Source organism: Kineosporia sp. NBRC 101731 (assembly GCF_030269305.1).
Taxonomy (GTDB): Bacteria; Actinomycetota; Actinomycetes; order Actinomycetales; family Kineosporiaceae; genus Kineosporia.
In genome coordinates this window covers 17,044-33,627 of sequence record NZ_BSTC01000003.1, presented here as the reverse complement: position 1 = coordinate 33,627, position 16,584 = coordinate 17,044, and the positions used below count along the sequence as shown (strand labels likewise).

At 70.4% G+C, this 16,584-nt stretch carries 18 protein-coding genes; 7 read left to right on the top strand and 11 right to left on the bottom strand.

All coding sequences use genetic code 11. The features are described 5' to 3' along the window. Nucleotides 1–8 precede the first annotated feature (8 nt). Together QSK05_RS10470 and QSK05_RS10465 are read left to right on the top strand one after the other, a co-directional pair. Nucleotides 9–458, top strand: a complete 450-nt coding sequence (locus tag QSK05_RS10470; RefSeq protein WP_285596576.1) for a hemerythrin domain-containing protein — start codon at nt 9–11, stop codon at nt 456–458. 67 nt (nt 459–525) lie between these two features. Then, complete coding sequence (locus tag QSK05_RS10465) at nt 526–1,116, top strand: class I SAM-dependent methyltransferase (RefSeq protein ID WP_285596574.1); 591 nt, start codon at nt 526–528, stop codon at nt 1,114–1,116. Nucleotides 1,117–1,166: 50 nt separating this feature from the next. On the opposite strand, the gene QSK05_RS10460 is transcribed toward QSK05_RS10465, so the two are convergent. Together QSK05_RS10460 and QSK05_RS10455 are read right to left on the bottom strand one after the other, a co-directional pair. After that, nucleotides 1,167–2,183, bottom strand: coding sequence for a zinc-dependent alcohol dehydrogenase (locus tag QSK05_RS10460; protein WP_285596572.1), 1,017 nt, complete (start codon nt 2,181–2,183; stop codon nt 1,167–1,169). Next, nucleotides 2,180–3,205, bottom strand: a complete 1,026-nt coding sequence (locus QSK05_RS10455; RefSeq protein ID WP_285596570.1) for a zinc-dependent alcohol dehydrogenase — start codon at nt 3,203–3,205, stop codon at nt 2,180–2,182. The genes QSK05_RS10460 and QSK05_RS10455 overlap by 4 nt, the downstream gene beginning before the upstream one ends. Nucleotides 3,206–3,529: 324 nt before the next feature. On the opposite strand from QSK05_RS10455, the gene QSK05_RS10450 reads away from it, so the two are divergent. Next, a complete protein-coding gene (locus tag QSK05_RS10450) occupies nt 3,530–4,393 on the top strand; it encodes an SMP-30/gluconolactonase/LRE family protein (RefSeq protein ID WP_285596569.1) in 864 nt (287 codons plus the stop codon). Between the two features lie 43 nt (nt 4,394–4,436). Here the strand turns inward: QSK05_RS10450 and QSK05_RS10445 are convergent, their stop codons facing one another. Then, nucleotides 4,437–4,997 (bottom strand): RICIN domain-containing protein, encoded by a 561-nt coding sequence (locus QSK05_RS10445; protein ID WP_285596567.1) that lies wholly within the window; start codon nt 4,995–4,997, stop codon nt 4,437–4,439. Nucleotides 4,998–5,113: 116 nt separating this feature from the next. Continuing rightward, nucleotides 5,114–7,114: an AfsR/SARP family transcriptional regulator gene (locus QSK05_RS10440; RefSeq protein WP_285596565.1), complete on the bottom strand. Its 2,001-nt coding sequence runs from the start codon at nt 7,112–7,114 to the stop codon at nt 5,114–5,116. Nucleotides 7,115–7,503: 389 nt separating this feature from the next. On the opposite strand from QSK05_RS10440, the gene QSK05_RS10435 reads away from it, so the two are divergent. Further along, nucleotides 7,504–8,442: a GIY-YIG nuclease family protein gene (locus tag QSK05_RS10435; protein ID WP_285596563.1), complete on the top strand. Its 939-nt coding sequence runs from the start codon at nt 7,504–7,506 to the stop codon at nt 8,440–8,442. A 32-nt stretch (nt 8,443–8,474) separates the two neighbouring features. Here QSK05_RS10435 and QSK05_RS10430 read toward each other — a convergent pair whose 3' ends face one another. Continuing rightward, nucleotides 8,475–10,166, bottom strand: a complete 1,692-nt coding sequence (locus QSK05_RS10430; protein WP_285596561.1) for a SpoIIE family protein phosphatase — start codon at nt 10,164–10,166, stop codon at nt 8,475–8,477. Between the two features lie 162 nt (nt 10,167–10,328). Here QSK05_RS10430 and QSK05_RS10425 point away from each other — a divergent pair, with 162 nt between their 5' ends. Together QSK05_RS10425 and QSK05_RS10420 are read left to right on the top strand one after the other, a co-directional pair. Beyond that, a complete protein-coding gene (locus QSK05_RS10425; RefSeq protein ID WP_285596559.1) occupies nt 10,329–10,775 on the top strand; it encodes an STAS domain-containing protein in 447 nt (148 codons plus the stop codon). A gap of 178 nt (nt 10,776–10,953) precedes the next feature. Next, nucleotides 10,954–11,478 carry an ATP-binding protein gene (locus QSK05_RS10420; protein ID WP_285596557.1) on the top strand — a complete coding sequence of 175 codons (525 nt, stop codon included), beginning with the start codon at nt 10,954–10,956 and terminating at the stop codon, nt 11,476–11,478. A gap of 20 nt (nt 11,479–11,498) precedes the next feature. On the opposite strand, the gene QSK05_RS10415 is transcribed toward QSK05_RS10420, so the two are convergent. The 3 genes from QSK05_RS10415 to QSK05_RS10405 all read right to left on the bottom strand — a co-directional run bounded on the left by QSK05_RS10415 (nt 11,499) and on the right by QSK05_RS10405 (nt 13,529). Beyond that, nucleotides 11,499–12,065: a signal peptidase I gene (locus QSK05_RS10415; RefSeq protein ID WP_285596554.1), complete on the bottom strand. Its 567-nt coding sequence runs from the start codon at nt 12,063–12,065 to the stop codon at nt 11,499–11,501. Further along, nucleotides 12,065–12,655 carry a hypothetical protein gene (locus QSK05_RS10410; RefSeq protein ID WP_285596552.1) on the bottom strand — a complete coding sequence of 197 codons (591 nt, stop codon included), beginning with the start codon at nt 12,653–12,655 and terminating at the stop codon, nt 12,065–12,067. Before QSK05_RS10410 ends, QSK05_RS10415 begins: the two co-directional genes overlap by 1 nt. 220 nt (nt 12,656–12,875) lie before the next feature. Continuing rightward, nucleotides 12,876–13,529 (bottom strand): GDSL-type esterase/lipase family protein, encoded by a 654-nt coding sequence (locus QSK05_RS10405; RefSeq protein ID WP_285596550.1) that lies wholly within the window; start codon nt 13,527–13,529, stop codon nt 12,876–12,878. Nucleotides 13,530–13,613: 84 nt separating this feature from the next. Between QSK05_RS10405 and QSK05_RS10400 the strand changes: the two genes are divergently transcribed. Then, the gene (locus QSK05_RS10400; RefSeq protein ID WP_285596548.1) at nt 13,614–14,771 is read left to right on the top strand and encodes an epoxide hydrolase family protein; all 1,158 of its coding nucleotides are present in this window, start codon (nt 13,614–13,616) and stop codon (nt 14,769–14,771) included. Nucleotides 14,772–14,786: 15 nt separating this feature from the next. On the opposite strand, the gene QSK05_RS10395 is transcribed toward QSK05_RS10400, so the two are convergent. From QSK05_RS10395 to QSK05_RS10385, 3 genes are all read right to left on the bottom strand, one after another. After that, nucleotides 14,787–15,050 (bottom strand): hypothetical protein, encoded by a 264-nt coding sequence (locus QSK05_RS10395; RefSeq protein ID WP_285596546.1) that lies wholly within the window; start codon nt 15,048–15,050, stop codon nt 14,787–14,789. Nucleotides 15,051–15,368: 318 nt separating this feature from the next. Next, nucleotides 15,369–15,746 carry a winged helix-turn-helix transcriptional regulator gene (locus tag QSK05_RS10390; RefSeq protein WP_285596544.1) on the bottom strand — a complete coding sequence of 126 codons (378 nt, stop codon included), beginning with the start codon at nt 15,744–15,746 and terminating at the stop codon, nt 15,369–15,371. A 25-nt stretch (nt 15,747–15,771) separates the two neighbouring features. After that, nucleotides 15,772–16,410, bottom strand: coding sequence for an NAD(P)-dependent oxidoreductase (locus QSK05_RS10385; protein ID WP_285596543.1), 639 nt, complete (start codon nt 16,408–16,410; stop codon nt 15,772–15,774). Between the last annotated feature and the right edge of the window lie 174 nt (nt 16,411–16,584).

Here is a 16,584-nt window from a genome sequence, read left to right as displayed (position 1 = left end):
GCCCCCTCGTGTCTGAGGGCGGCGAGAAGGCCAGGCTGGTGGCCTGGAGTCATGAACTGCGGCGGGTGCACGCGCGGCTGCGCCAGGCCCTCGCCGTCACCCGGGACACCTCGGACCCCCGCGATCTTCTGCTGTTCTGTCACGGGTTCTGCTCGGCCCTCGACGGGCATCACCGGGGAGAGGACCGCACCCTGTTCCCGGCGATCGCGGCGGCGCACCCGCAATTGCAGAGCACGCTGCGGAAACTGGAGCAGGACCACTCGATGATCGGTCACCTGATCAGCGGCCTGCAGGCGGCCGTCGACCGGGCCGCGACGCCAGGCGAACTGCAGCGGCATCTCCAGGGTGTGGCCGCGATCATGGAGAGCCACTTCCGGTACGAGGAACGCATGCTCCTCACCGTGCTCGAAGGGCTGGCCCTGGACGCGTCGCCGGAGGAGGTCCTGGGTCCGTTGTGACCGTCTGCTCCCCTCTAGGATGCCCTTCAGACGTCAGGTATCGAGTGACAACAGAGGTGGAACGGGCATGCAGGAGAACCTCTGGCTACGCCGGGTGGAAGACGATCCCAGTCATTCCCAGTGGTACATCGACCGTTTCCGGGCCATGGCGGAGCAGGGCGCCGATCTCGACGGTGAGGGCCGGATGATCGACGCGATGGTGCCGCGGGGATCGAAGATTCTCGACGCGGGCTGTGGTCCGGGCCGGCTCGGTGGGTATCTGGCGGGGCAGGGCCACGAGGTGATCGGGGTGGACATCGACCCGACCCTCATCACCGCCGCCGAGGACGACCACCAGGGCCCGACCTGGCTCGTCGGCGACCTCTCCGAGCTCGACCTGCCCGGCACCGCCTTCGACGTGATCGTCTGCGCCGGCAACGTGATGACGTTCTGCGCCCCCTCCACCCGGGGCGAGATCCTGCGGCGTTTCCGTCGGCATCTGCTACCGGGCGGACGCGTCGTCATCGGTTTCGGAGCCGGTCGTGGCTACGAGTTCGACGACTTCCTCGGCGACGCGAACCGGGCCGACCTGGTCGCCGAGCTCCTGCTGAGCACCTGGGACCTGCGCCCGTTCGCACCGGACTCGGACTTCATCGTGGCGGTGCTGTCAGCCGCCTGAACGCATGAATTTCTTCGTGATCATGCAAAACCTGCCCGAACTCCCGTCGGTCACAGCCGTGGGTCCACGTGGATCTTCGGGCCCGGCCCCGCATTTCCGGGCCGGCGCCCGGCCAGCACCGGCGCCACCCCCTCCAGCGGGACGGTGGCCGCGACCAGCGGACGCGGATCCACCACGCCCTGGGCGAAAAGGTCGGCCGCGCCCGCCAGGGCACCCGACCCGGACAGAACTCCCACCGCAGTGACGTCTTTCAGCACCAGCGAGCGGGTGTCCACCTGGCTGGGCCCGGCCGCGAGCCCGATGAACACGACGCGGCCGCCGGGATCGACCAGCTCGGCGGCGAGCGCGGGAACGTCCGGGCCACCTGCGGCGTCGATCACCGCGTCGAAACCCTTCGCCCGGTTCACCTGCTCCAGGGTCGAGACCTGGTCGAACCCGAGCGTGGACGCGAAGAGCAGACTTTCGGGAGTCTGACCGGCAATACTCACCTCGGCGCCGGCGGCCCGGGCGATCAGCGCGCTCAGCAGCCCGATCGCACCCGGCCCGACCACGAGTAGTCGCGAGCCCGGCTGTACCGCAGCGCCCCGCACCGCCCGCAGGGCGTTCGCCGACGGCTCGATCAGGGCGCCGGCCACCTCGTCCACCGCGTCGGGCAGGGCGACCAGGGCTGACACCGGCACGGGCAGTTGCTCGGCGAGTGCGCCGGGCCAGCCGCCGCGGATGCCGATCTCGTACCGGTCCTCGCAGAGGTGCTGCCGGCCGCCGACGCACCGCCGGCAGGTGCCGCAGCCCAGCATGGTGTCGCCGCAGACCCGTCGCCCGAGCCAGGAGGGGTCGACCCCGGGCCCGACCTCGCTGACGCGGCCGCACCATTCGTGACCGATGCGCAGGGGGTAGGCGGCGTGCCCGGTGGCCAGGTAGGACATGTGCCCGGAGAAGAACTCCGCGTCGGTGCCGCAGACCCCGACCCGTTCGACGTCGACGATCACCTGTCCGGCAGCCACTTTCGGTGCCGGCACGTCGTGCACCCCGGCCTGCCCCGGACCGGTGACGACCAAGGCTTTCACGACAGCGCCACCAGCACCTTGCCCGGCGTCCCGTCGCCCGCCGCCAGCGATGCGAAGGCAGCCGGGGCCTCGTCCAGGGGCACGACGCGACTGATCAGGGTGGAGGATGCGGTGGTCTCCTGCGCGACGAGCCGCACGGCTTCGCGGAAGTCGTCGACCGAGTAGGTGAAGCTGCCCACCAGGGACCGTTCCGTGGTGGTGATCTCGAACGCGTCGAGGGACACCCGGGGCTGCCCCAGGCCGACGAGGCAGACCACGCCACCCACCCGGGTGGCGATCAGGGCGTCGGCGAGGCTCGCGTCCACCCCCACGGCATCGATGGTGACGTCGGCCAGCCGCCCGAACCGGGCCTCCACCCGTTCGGCCAGCGGGCCGGTGGCAGCATCCAGGGGGTCGATCGCCACCGCTCCCAGTTGCTCGACCAGTTCCCGCCGCGCTGCCTCGGTCTCGCTCACGAGAACAGGATCGACCCCGGCGTGCCGCAGCGCCAGCACCACCGCCTGACCGATCGGCCCGCCACCCACGACCAGCGTGTTGCGGGCGTCCCGCGCCCCGGCACGGCGCACGGCGTGCACGGCCACGGCGACCGGCTCGATCAGCGCACCGTGCTCGATCGGCATGCCGTCGGGCAGGGGCACAACGTTGCGCGCGGGCACCAGCACCTGCTCGGCGAAGGCGGCGTCGATGTCGGGCCGCACCCCGAGCACGTACTTGCCCGGGTGAAGATGCTCCCGGCCGGCCCAGGCCGGGGTCGGCGGCGCCACCACCGGGTTGAACGTCACCACCTGACCGGTGTGCAGACCGGTGACCTCGCCGCCCACCGATCGGATCCGGCCCACGCTCTCGTGACCCATCACCTGGCCGGGCTCGCGGCGACCGCTGACGCCGGTGTATCCGTGCAGGTCGGAGCCGCAGATGCCGGTGAAGGCGACGTCCAGCACCACATCGTGCGGCCCGGCGACCGGGTCGGGCCGATCGGCCACGACCAGGCGGTGAAAATCTTCGAGTACCAGCGCGCGCATGCGGGACCACTCCTTGGACCGGACGGAACCGGCGGAGCCGGACGAAACACCCTTATACGTTACGAATCGTCCCGGAACCAGGGCCGGCGAGCAGCCCGGCGCAGGCCGGGCGCCGCACTCCTGCGCGACGGTGTCCCCCCTCCGGCACCCGGTTCGACTGTGGCTTTCCGACCGTTGGTGACCGTTTGGTGCCGGGGTCTGGTCGGGTGGGCGTGGAGATGGTTACCGTTCAGCGCGTGCGCAGTGACGCGTGGTGCTCGGGGGACGATCCGGGCCCCCTGGCCGGCGCGATCAGTGACCGGTAGCCGAGGGAGTCGCACGAGCATGTTCGAGATCGTCGACGGTGCGCACTGCGTGCTCGGTGAGGGCCCGATGTGGGACGCCGAACGCGAGATCGTGCGCTGGGTGGACATCGAGGGTGGCCGGGTCTGGGAGGGTCTGGACTCGCCGAGGGTGGTGCTCAAACGGGAACCCACGCTGAGCGCGGTGATCCACAGCGAGGCCGGTGACCTGCTGCTGGCCCGGCAGCGCGGGCTGGAACACGTGGACGTGCCGGGTGACGTGGTCGCCACCGTGTCCCTGGTGCCGGACCGGGTGAACAGCCGCCTCAACGACGGGAAGTGCGACCCGGACGGGCGTTTCCTGATCGGCAGCATGGCCCTGGACGGCCGCCGGGGTTCCGAGCGCCTCTGGCGTCTGGAGCACGACGGCGGCGTCACCGTGGTCGATGACGACCTGAGCCTGTCGAACGGTCTGGGCTGGAGCCCCGACGGCGCCACGATGTACCAGGTCGACACCGTCCCCGGGATGATCTGGAGACGTTCCTACGACCCGGACACCGGTGCCACCGGCCGGCGGCACCTGCTGGTCGCGATGGGCGGCGCCGACGGCCTGACCGTCGACACGGCCGGCAACCTCTGGGTCGCGGTCTGGGGAGCCGGGCAGATCCGTGTGCTCTCGCCGCGCGGCGTGCTGCTCGAGGAATTCGACACGGGCGCGCCCCTGACCACGAGCTGCGCGTTCACCGGCCCCGGCCTCGACCTGCTGGTGGTGACCACCGCGGACCAGGCGGTGGCGGGCGTCCCCCGAACCGATCGGGCGGGCTGCGTGCTGACGCTCCGCACGACCCACCGCGGACTGCCCACCACGCCCTGGCGGCCCGCGCCACTGGAACCGGCCCAGCCGTGAGCGCCTCCGGAAGGCCCGTCCTTCCGGAGGCGCCCTCTACGGCTCAGAAGCCGTTGACCCAGATCTGGGCCGGGGTGCCGTTGCACTTGTACATCTGCAGGCGGGCACCGATCGTGGCCAGGCCGCCCGGTACGTCGAGGCAGGCGCCACTGTCCGTCCAGTGGAGCCGGGACTCGATCTTGGCGACGGCGGGCAGCGTCGCACCGGTGTTGTACTCCTCATCGCTGATCGTGGCGCAACCCCACTGGTGGACGACCGACCCGTTGGTCGTGGCCCGGTTTCTCATGCACAGCCCGCTGAGCTGGTTCACGAACTTGTAGTGATTATTCCCGACGTAGAGGGGCTGCCAGCCCTGGGCCTGACCCTCGACGCCGCTGCTCACGCACGGCATCTGCACGAGATTGGCCCCCACGGCCGTGGACTGGTTCTCCGGCTCCAGGCACAGGTTGGTGCCGGAGTTCTTGATCTGCTTGAAGACACCACTGAGCAGTGGCTTCACCGGGGCGTCGGACGATGACGCGGCGTTCGCCGCAGCCCCGGCCGGGATCAGCGCGCCGGCCACCAGCACGGTGGCGGCGAGTAAACGACCTACGATAGAGCGCATTCAGAGATTCCTCTCGGAAACATCCGAACCGAAAGCATTTCCGGTCCGGGCCGATCGATCGTCTGCTGGTATCAACCCTGCCCGGCACCGCTGGAACGGCGCTGAAACGGGAACCGCTACAGCCCCGGGTCCTGGCGGAGGATCGCGATGTGCAGCTCGCGCAGCGGCCCGCTGGGATCGGCACCCAGCTCCGACCCCAATGTTGCGCGCGCATTCTCGAAGACGGCCAGAGCCTGGCCGGACAGACCCTGGCGGTGGTGGGCGAGCATCAGGAGTTCGTACAGCTGCTCGTCCAGCGGGTGTTCCCGCACCGCCGGGGTCAGCAGGTCCACGGCCCGGGTGTTCTGCCGGGTCAGCAGGTGCGCCCGGGCCAGCATCTTCGTGCCCCGCAGCCGCAGTTGCCCCAGGTGCTGGGCCTGGACCTCGAACCACGGGTGGCTCTCCACGTCGCCCAGGGGTTCTCCGTGCCAGAGGGCGAGCGCCTCGGTGAGGGGACGCACGCCGGCCGCCGTCGGCGGACCGTCGCCCTGGGCCCGGATCAGGTGCTCGGCCAGACCGGCGTCGACCGCCGTGCGGGGCAGGTCGAGCACGTACCCCTGTGACTGGCTGATGATGCGCGCCGCGGGTCCCAGTACCCGGCGCAGGTAGGAGACGTGGCTCTGCAGGGTGTTGGCCGCGGTACGGGGAACCTTCTCGCCCCAGACGATGTCGACGAGACGATCGGCCCCGACGAGTTCACCGGCGTTCAGGGCCAGCACGCTCAGCACCGTCCGGCGGCGCCGGCCCGGGATCACCTGGACCTCCCCGTTCACCACGATCCCGGCCGTTCCCAGCAGGCGGATCCGGACTTGCTCACTCATCGAGTTCATGGTGGACGTCGTTGCCGGTTCGGGATTTCGGGCCGGGGCGGACATCGGGGTCGGCTGAGTGGGCAGGATCATCCCGAGCCGGGCGGCCTCCCGCTCGGCGGCCGCCAGCAGATCCGAGGCTTCTCTGCGCTCCTGGGAGTTTCCGTACCGCAGCAGCGCGTGGCCCAGCCGGTGCAGCGAAAGGCAGTGGGCCGGCCAGTGACCCAGCGCCAGATTGCCTTGCACCGCCCGGCGCAGGTGGTAGATCCCGGCCGGGACGCCACCCACCGTCAGGGCCGCCAGCCCGAGCGCCTGGTGGGCCGACCCGAAGCAGGTGATGGCCAGGCTGCCGCAGACCGGCAGGTCCTGGTGCGGTATCAGCAGGCGGTAGACCGTCGACGCCAGTTCCCTGTCCTGCAGACGGAACGCGGCCTCGGCCGCACCGTTCACGGTCACCAGCCAGGCACTCGACGCCGGGACGGCACTCAGCCCGCAGCTACCCAGCCCCGGCCCACCCAGCCGGGCCACGGCCCCCGCCGCGACCAGGTCGTCACCGGCAGCCACGGCCGAGACCGCGAGCGCCGAGAACAGCGAATCGTCCTGCGCGCCGAGGGCGTACGAGTCGACCTCGGCCCTCAGCACCGGAAGGAGCTCCCCCAGACGGCCCTGGAACCAGCGGATCGTGATCAGCTGCCCGCGGTACCAGCCGCTCGCGTCGGCGTCACCACAGCGTTCACCCAGCGCGGCGCACTCGGCGGCCATCACCTCGGCCCGGTCCAGTTGCCCCTCGCGGATCGCCAGCATCACCTCGATGGCCGCGGCAGCGTAGCCGAAGGCCTGATGGTCGTGCTGTTTCAGCGCCTCCCGCAGCCGGGCGAGCGATCGCCCGGCGTGCGGGTCACCGCCCAAGTACTGGTCGACGGTCAGCCAGAGCATCCCGGCCAGTGCGTCACCGGGTCGGTCGGAGCGCCCCGCGGTGAGCAGAAGTTCCTCGGCCAGCCGGGTGCGCAGGTCACCGTGCTGCGGCCCGAGCAGGCAGTGGTGGGCCAGACTCAGCACCGTCGCCAGGATCTCGGGATCACCGACTTCCCGAACCTTTTCGAGCACCGCCAGGATGCGGGCATGGGTACCGTCCTGGTAGTCCAGTTCGGCGGCCACCCGGGCCCGCAGGGCCAGGGCGAGATCGGCCGGGGTCTCCGGATGCCGCGCACACCATTCCTGCCGGGCGAGAACCCTGGCCCGTAGCGCGTCCTCACGGTACTCGTGCACCCACAGGCCACCGAGACCGAGAGCGGCCTGCGCCCTCTCCCGGGGAAGACTCGCCCGGTCCGCCCGGGTCCAGGCCTCCTCGAACCGGCGCCGGGCCTCCCGCAGGTCCCCCTCATGCCGTAGGGCGTGCTGGCCCTGGGTGATGAGACCCGCGACGGCGGTCCGGGCCGGCGTACGGGTCGGTGGATGAGCCGGTGGATGAGCCGGCGTACAAGCCGATGAATGAGTCCTCGTTTTTTGGCTCCCTTCATGATCAATGACACCCGGCTTGATGATCCGCCGATCCGGCCGCGCCCATCGCGGGTTTGCCCGAACGCGAGGTCCTTCACCCGGAGGGCATCAGGAGAGGGGGCTCCGGGCTCGCACCGGGCGGCCGTAGAGTGCGGCGGGTGAGCACACGTCCGGCCGCAGTGGCCCTGCTGCCCGCCGAACCGGGCGTCTACCGGTTCCGCGACGACACCGGCAAGGTGCTGTACGTCGGGAGGGCGGTACACCTGCGCCGTCGCGTCGGCTCGTACTGGGGCGACCTGCGCGACCGGCCCCGGCTGCGCCGGATGATGCCGCAGGTGGCCCGGATCGAGGCTCTGGTCTGCGATTCCGAGCACGAGGCGGCCTGGGCCGAACGCAATCTGCTGGAACACCGCAAGCCGCGCTGGAACCGGGTGCGCGGGGGCCTGGAGTCGCCGGTCTGGCTGCGGCTGGACGACTCTCCCGGCTCACCCCGTCTGGACCTGACGTTCCGGCCCGACCCGGCCGACGGCCGGCTCTTCTTCGGGCCCTACCTGGGCTCGGGCCGGGCCCGCACCGCGATCTCCGCCCTGGCCCGCTGCTATCCCCTGGCCTACACCGGTTCCCGGCTGGTCGGGGCCGAGCGTGACCTGGCCGCGACCCGGGGCGTGACCGCGCTGGACCGGCCGGCCCTGCTGGCGACGATCGCGGCCGTACTCGGCCGGGCCGGCGAGGCCGGGCCGAGCGCGCTGAAAGAACTGCAGGAGCGACGCGACGCCGCCGCAGGCGAGCTGCTCTTCGAGCTGGCGGCCCGGATCCAGGACGAGATCGAGGCCCTGACCTGGATCACCTCACCCCAGCGGGCGACCGTTCACGGCGGCGCCGACGCCGACCTCGTGGGCTGGAGCGACGACATGCAGTTCCGGCTCCGGGTGAAGGCGGGCCGCCTGTACGACTGGCACCAGAAGGTCTCCCCCCGAGGCGGCAGCAACCCCACCCGGGAACCGGACAACGACCCGGACAGCCCCGACGAGTGGTCATCGTTCCTGCGCCGCAACGCTTCCCTGGCCGCGAAGCTGGCGGCGCACCCGGTGCGGTGAGCAGACCTGACCAGACCTGACTAGACCGGACCTCAGACCAGCCGCAGCCCCAGCACCGCGCAGTCGTCGTCCGGGGCCCCGGTGATCAGGTCCTGCAGCACCCGGTCGAGTGCCTCCTTCAGCGGTAGTCCCTGGTGCTCGGCGGCGCTGGCCATCAGGCGCTGCTGCCCCTCGGCCAGGGGGCGGCCGGGTTTCTGGATCAGGCCGTCGGTGTAGAGGACGAGCGTGTCGCCGCGGTTCAGCTCGGTGTGACGGGTCTGCCGGGGCAGCTCCAGCGGGATGCCCAGCAGCAGGTCGGGCACGCCGTCCAGAAGTTCGGTCGTACCGTCGGCGCGGATCAGGACGGGCTGGGGATGACCCGCGCTGGCCCAGGCCAGGCGCCCGGCCGTCGTCTCGCCGGGGTTGCGGTAGAGCATGGCCAGCACCAGCGTCGAGCAGGTGGCGAGGCCGAGCCGCGCCAGCGCCCGGTCGAGCCGGGTGATCATCTCGGCCGGCGGGCGCGGGCTGTCGACCAGCAACCCCCGCAACACGCTGCGGACCTGGCCCATCGTGGCGGCGGCGTCGATGTCGTGACCGGCCACGTCACCGATGACGACGGCCATGTGCTCGGGGCCGCCGTCGTCCTGGGTGGGGATGGCGACCGCGTCGTACCAGTCGCCACCGACCTGGTTGGAGCTGGCCGCGGGCACATAGCGGGCCGCGAGCTCGAGATCGGGGCGGGTGGGCAGGGTGGTCAGCATGGCGTGCTGCAGCGTGGCCGCGGCACTGCGGCGCTCCTGCAGCAGGATGGCGCGGTCCAGCGCGGTGGAGGCGTAGTGGGCCAGCGAGGTGACGATCTCCACCACCTCGGCCTGCTGTTGCTCGGCCGCCTCGCTCCAGGCTCGGGTCTCCTCGTCGCTGGACCAGGTCAGGGCCAGTTCACCGGGCAGGGAACCGGACAGCGGCACGCGCAGCGAGCGGCGCGGGTCACCTCCGTCCGGGACGACGGGCACATCGCTCTCGGCCAGGTCGAACTGCGCGCTCTCGGCGTCGAGGAAGGTGGTGGCGGCGTGCTGCACGACCTGGATCACGCTGTCGACGGTCGTGGTCGCCGTCAGGGCCTCGGCCATGGACAGCAGCAGCCGGGACTGACGATCCGAACGTTCGGAGGCGGCGGTGCGCAGCTCCAAGTGCTTCTGCGCGGTACGGGCCTGGTAGCCGTCCCGTTCGGCGGCGTCGCGGGCCGACTCCGCCTCCTGCTGACGGGCCCGGGCCCGGGCGCGCGAGTCACGCAGGGTCAGTTCCGCCGAGCAGGCCGCGCCCAGGCCGGTGAGCAGGTCGATGTCGCGATCGGTCCAGGTCCGGGGCTCACTGTCGATGGCGCACAGGGCCCCGACCACCTGACCACCCTGGCTGAGCGGCACCCCGAGGTAGGCGACGAGATCCAGTTCCTCGATGGACGGGCTGTGGCTCGTGCGATGGTCCAGACGGGCGTCGGGGACGGCGACCGGGGCGCCACTGTCCACCACCAGCAGGCAGACCGAGTGCACCAGTGGGGTCCAGCGCTGGCTCTGCCAGGGTTCGGGCAGTCCGGAGGCCCCGGGAAAGGTCTGAGCGTGCTCGGTCAGCACCGAGACGATGGCGGCCGGGGTGTTCAGTACGTCACGCACCAGTTGGGTGTAACGGTCCAGGCTGAGCCAGGCCTCGTGCGGCGCGGCGGACCGGTCCGGCGTCGCCTCATCCACGCTGCGGATCCTGCCCGCGCCACCAGATATGCACGGAGTGATTATCATGCACAGATTCCAGAAACGGGATTGCTGCCCGGGCGGACCTGATCTCCGGTGCCCTCTCGTAGGGTGACAGGACGCACGAAATCGTGATCGGTGCAGGCGGACGGGCGGGAATCCATGAAGGACGAGGAAGACACGGACCTGGCGGGAGCACGCCCGAGGCATTTGCACTCGGTCGACGTGGACGGCAGTCCCCGGCCCCGCCTGCGCCCGCAACCGGCGGCCCGCGGTGACGTGTCCGTCTACGACCAGGACGGCTACGTGGTCGTCCTGCTGCACGGCACCATCGACATCGACCAGACGCAGGAGCTCGAGGAAGCCGGCGGCTACGCGATCGAGCGGGACATGCCGATCATGGTCGATGTACGGCACGTGGTCATGATCGATTCGGTGGGCATCTCGTTCCTGGTACGGGTGGCCGCGTCGATCCGTTCCCAGGGCGGCACCATCACTCTCTGTGGTCCCGCCCCGCTGGTCGAGGAGATGCTGTCGGTCGCCGGCGCCGGCACGCTCTTCGAGTGGGTCGAGGGCCGGCCCGGCCCGGACGGGCTCCCCACACCCTGACCGGCTTCGACCGGCTTCGGTCGGCAACCCGTCGCGTGCATCACTCCGCCGCGCGGCCGGTGCGGGCGCACCATAGTCTGACCGTACGAGGCCGACCTTGCTTTCAGGTTTTCTTCCGCGTTCGGCCCGGCCGAGCAGGACGCTGCGACGACCGGCTAGGAGCTTCGTCATTCTTTCATTGCCCCAGGAACGTCCCCCTGAACTCCTGCGCAGCACGCAGGGCACCTGGCCGGTCACCGGGTATGCGGCCCTCGGCCCGACCCGGCAGGCGCTGACGGCCCTCTGCGTGCGGGACCCACCCCTGGTGATGCCCTCCGCCTATCCGCTGCTGGCCGCACCCGTGCGACGGCTGGAAGTGGTGTTCACCGAGCTGGCGGGCAACGCCCTGCGTCACGGTCGGCAGCCGGTGCGCGCGTGGCTGCGCTCCACGGCCCGGGCCTGGCTGATCGGTATCGACGACGGGGCCCCCGATCTGCGGCCCACGGTCGGTTCCCTCGACACCGACCAGATCGGCGGGCGGGGCCTGGCCATCGTGCTGTCCCTGACCTCCGGCGCCGGCTGGTACGTCGACGGCGGCGTGAAGACCGTGTGGGCCGAGGTGCCCGACAGCCCGCCCGACGAGCTCCTCCAGCTGCTGCAACAGCCGCGTTCCGGGCTCTCCCGGTCCGGCAGCGACCCACGACCCGAACACGACGTCCTCTGATCAGGCACGACGTTCTCTGATCAGACCGGCGTCCGCAGGTGCACCAGCCAGGGCCAGGGTTCCTCACCGGGCGGCGGGCCGACCGGTTTCGGATCGGGCCAGGCGGCCAGCGAGGTGGCCGTCGTCAGCCCGATCAGGGTCAGCAGCACCAGTCCGTAGTTGCCGTTGCCGAACCACACGGCCGGGTACCCGATCCACGGGATGCGCAGAGCGGCCACCCCGAGCACGTTGCCGACCGGGACGGGGACCGGGTCCACACTCGGGTTCGCATCGCCCTGGGTGGTCAGCGACCCGTCGTCGTGAATCTCCTTGATCCGGTGCGAGACCACGCGTTCCGGTCGCGACGGATCCTTGAACAGCACCACCATGCCCGGCTTCAGGGAGTCGGGACCGATCTCACGGGAGACGAGCACGTCGCCCACGTCCACCTGGGGCGTCATCGAGCCCGAGACCACGGCGTGCGTGGACATCCCGAGCGCCATCGGGAGGACCGCCCAGACCAGCAGCCCACCGGCGATCGCGAGCGCCACGATCGAGAGGAGCTGGCCGGTGGAGAGCAGGCCGCTCCCGAAGCGTCGGACGGTCATCAGAGGCTCGACGCCGTCCAGGTGAAACCGACGCCTGCGGTCTTGTTCTGGGCGTTGTTGTTGTCCTGGAGGACGTAGCTGAACCGGTAACGCCTCTGCTGCCCGTTACTCGCGCTGTTCCAGTTGATGTCGGAGCCCGGCGCCGCCAGCCCGCTCACCTTCGTCGCCAGGGTGGTCGCCGAGGCCAGGATCTCGACCGCGGTCATACCGCTGGGGGTGTCGCAGGTTCCGGTCAGCCCGACCTCCTCGATCTTGAAGGTGAGGTACTGCGCCAGGTCGTTCGCTCCCGCTGTCACCGTGTCCGTGTAGGCCGCGGCGAGTCTGACGCTCCCCGGCAGGGTGCCGCCGTAGGTGACCGTGATGCAGTTCTGCGCCGAGGCACCGGGAGAGATCGCGGTCGCGGTGAACAGCGCCGAGCCGGCGTCGTTGTCGCTGATCGCCACCGATCCGGCCTGGAAGCTGCTGCCGAGGTTGGCGGACGAGGCGGTGAACGCCGCGTACGACGTGTGCCACACGAGCAACCCGCTGACCAGCACACCCGAGACAATGGCGGCCGGAACGGCGATCCGCCGACGGGTGGCTGCACGCATGGACGGGTCCTCCCGGGATCGGGCCGGGCATCCCTGATGGACCTCGGCCGGTCTCTGGTTCGCACCCCCTGTCGTCCCGCGGGTCGAGGTGTTGACGGAGTGTCGCCGTTCGGGACCCGGATCACGTCATTCGGAGCAGCCGTACCCCGAACGGCTCCGAGCGGTGACCCGGGCCGACAGTTCTTCAACGGGGCGTGACACCGCCACGCTCATCCACCACTCATCCACCACTCATCCACTGCAGGATCGGGTCGCGGACCAGCTCCGCCAGCACCTCGTACCCACCCGCGTCCGGATGTGCGCCGTCTCCCTCGCGCACCTGCCGCCGCCACACCGGGTCCTGCTCCGTCACCGGGAAGGCCGGCACGAACGGGACCGACAGAAGCGCCGCCTCCCGTTCGAGCACCACGCTCAGGGCCCCGATCCGCTCGTTGTGGGCGTCGTCGTCGACGGCCGGGGGCCCGACCACGAACAGGCGGGTACCCTCCAGATCCCGGTGGGCGCCCCGGTGGATGTCCTCGTGAATGTCCCCGTGAATGTCCCGGTGGATCCGGTGCAGCGCCGCCACGGTCTCCTCCGTCTCCGCCCGCCGCGACCCGTTCTCGATCGTCGTGTCATTGGCGCCGAACGAGAGCACCACCCGGCGGTCCTGCGCCGGGACCAGCCGCGCAGTCACCTCGGCGACGAACCGGGCCGCGACCATCGGCGCGGTGTCCCTCCGCACTCCGAGGTTGTACCCGGTGTAGACGAACCCGAGACGTTCCTCGTCCACCATCGCCGCCCGGCCGACCCGGCCCACCCAACCCAGCCCCGACCGGTCGCCGGCACCGGCGACGAAGGAATCACCGACATAACAGATCCGCAGGTCGCGCACGACACTCCTCCCCTCCGTCCGGTGCGAAAGAATCCGGACTGTACCCGCAGTGGCGCCGTCATCCGGGAAGGGGTGAGCTGGGGCATGCGCCCCTTCCTCATCGACATCGCCGACGACGATCTCCAGGACCTGCGCCGGCGCCTGGAGAACACCCGCTGGCCGGATGCCGGCACGAGGACGGACCGCACGCAAGGGCTTGCGCTGTCGCTGGTCCAGGAGCTGTGTGAGGAGTGGGCGCACGGTTACGACTGGCCGCGCACACAACGGCGCCTGAACCGGATCCCGCAGTTCGTCACCCGGATCGATGGCCTGGACGTCCACTTCCTGCACGTGCGGTCGGTCGACCCCGATGCCACTCCCCTGCTGCTCACCCACGGCTGGCCCGGGTCGTTCCTCGAATACGAAGATGCGCTGGAGCCTTTGACCAGCGGTGAGCCGGCCTTCCACGTGGTGGTGCCGTCGCTGCCGGGGTACGGGTTCAGCGGGAAGCCGGTCGAGCCGGGGTGGACCGTGCACCGGATCGCGAACGCCTGGGCCGCTCTGATGGCGGAGCTGGGGTACCCGGAATTCGTCGCCTCGGGCAGCGACTGGGGCACGAGCATCAGCACCTGCATCGGCATGCAGCATCCACAGCGGATTTTCGGGATCCATCTGGTGCCGCCCCTGGCAGCACCCGATCCCGGCGAGGTGCCCACCCCGGCCGAACGCGATGCCCGGGACGAACTGGCGCAACGGGCGGCGCAGGGCTCGGCGTACTCGGCCGTTCATCAGACCCGACCCCAGACCATCGGTTACGCGCTCGCCGACTCCCCCGCGGCGTTGCTGGCGTGGATCGGCGAGAAGCTCCTGGCCTGGACCGACGGCGAGGTCCTGACCCGGCGGCAGATCTTCGACAACCTCAGCCTGTACTGGTTCACGCGCAGCGGCGCCTCGTCGGCCCGGTTGTACGCGGAGAGCATCGCCGAGGTCAGCGCCTGGTTCACCGACCCGGACGCGCTGCCGCGGATCGAGGTGCCGACGGCCGCCACCGTGTTCCCGCGCGAGGTGCCGCGGCCCTCGAGGCACTGGGCCGAGCATCGGTACACCCAGATCGTGCACTGGGGTGAACCGGCGCGGGGTGGGCACTTCGGTGCGTGGGAACAGCCTGACGTCTTCGTGCAGGAAGTACGCAAGAGTTTGCAGAGTATGAAAAAGGCCCGGGGCCGCGTTGTCTCGCGAGCCCGGGCCCATACTGATCAATAGCTGATCGATGCCGTACTACAGCGCCGAACGTAAGCTTGCGAGAACCCGTTCGGCATCCCAGGAGTAGTCGTAGTTCTCGGAGAGACAGTCGTCGTCGATGCATTTCATCACGGCGGAAAGTGCCTGACGTGCACGCTCATTGAGCACGACGGACACGTAGCCGGTCTCCGCGTCGCGGGTGACCGCGACGATCGGCTCGGACTCTTCGGCGACGTCTTCGTCCTCGAACTCACTCTCGAAGAGATCGTCGCGGGAAAGCATTGGGCTCAGGGCATTCACGATGAACCTCCAGTAAAGGCTGACGACACAGCGTCAGGTCCTCCTGGTTTCATCCTCCGGATATTGCGCGATTTGGCAACCGCACGAACGTGATCCGCGCCACGTTGGAGTGCATTTGAGCTCAGCGGGCCGGGCGGCCGGGATTCACCGGGCACCCGGCTGCCGGACACAGCCGCCGAGGTCAGCACCGTCCTACCCCGGCCCGGACCGGCCGGAACCGGCGCGACCGACCACGAAGCGCACCCTCTCGTACGTGAGCGGTCTCACGTGAGCGGTTTCGCGTGATCGGACGGGCCGGGAGCACCGGACAGGGTGCGGTCAACCGGCCTTCGGGACCCCGTCGTAGCGGGCCCGGGACTCCAGCACCCCAGGCATGTGCCGTTTGGCCCACTCCTCCAGGCCGAGCAGCAGGGGTTCCAGCGTGCGCCCGGCCGCGGTGAGCTCGTAGACCACCCGGGGCGGCACCTCGGCGAAGGCCTGCCGCACGATCAGCCCGTCGCGCTCCAGGGCCTTCAGCGTCTGCGACAGCATCTTCGGCGAGATCCCCCCGACCTTCTCGGCCAGGTCGCGGTACCGCGCCGGGCCGGCGGAGAGGACGCCGATGATCAGGATCGTCCACCGGTCGCCGATCCGGTCGACGAGCCCCCGGCTGGGACAGTCCGGGCTGTACGGGTCGAACGGCCGGTCCTGGTTCACGACATCCTCTCCGACACAAGAAGGCTCAGTAAGCAACACCGATGCGCTCGCGCCGGTGCACCCCCGCCTCGATCTCATCAACATAGGCGATCGCGTAGTCGTCACCCGAAACGGTTTCGGCGCCGGGCAGCAGCACGTCGCCGCCGACCCGGAAGCTGCCCGTGCGCTCGCCCGGGTTCCAGGAACCGAAGGCCGGGGCCGGGCTGACGTAGAACCAGTCCAGAGCGGCATCGCTCTCCCGCAGGGCCCCGAGAATCGCCTGGTGGCTGAGCGCCTCGCCCTTGTACGCGTCCGGGAACTCCGCGCCCTCGACCAGCGCCGGGCCGCCCTCGGCGACCTTCAGCGAACCGGCCCCACCGACGAAGCTCAGGCGGGCGCCGTTCTCGATCGAGAGGCGGGTGAGCAGCGGCAGCGCGTCGATCAGCTGCGGCTCCCCCTCCTCGCCCGGCTCCGCACGCAGCGCCACGACGATCTGCTGGGCGCCCTTCACCGCGTCCGCGACGAACGCGGCGTCGTGAATCGACCCGGTAAGCACCTGGATGCGGCCGTCCACGTCCTGGGTGTGGCGCGCGACGCCGACCACCTTGTGACCACGGGACACGAGCTCGACCCCGATCCGGCTACCGGCATATCCCGTGACTCCGAAGACAACGACCTTGGCCACGACGGGCTCCTTACTTGCTGGCGGATAGCTACTACCGAAAAGATAGTATCAAGATGGCCAGATGGCCAGATGGCCAGATGGCCAGAACGCCAGCGGGCAGATCCCTGAGGGCTGTGCGAAACCCGTGCCCAAACCGACAGCACAGGACGCCGGTGGTGACCACCGGCGTCCTGT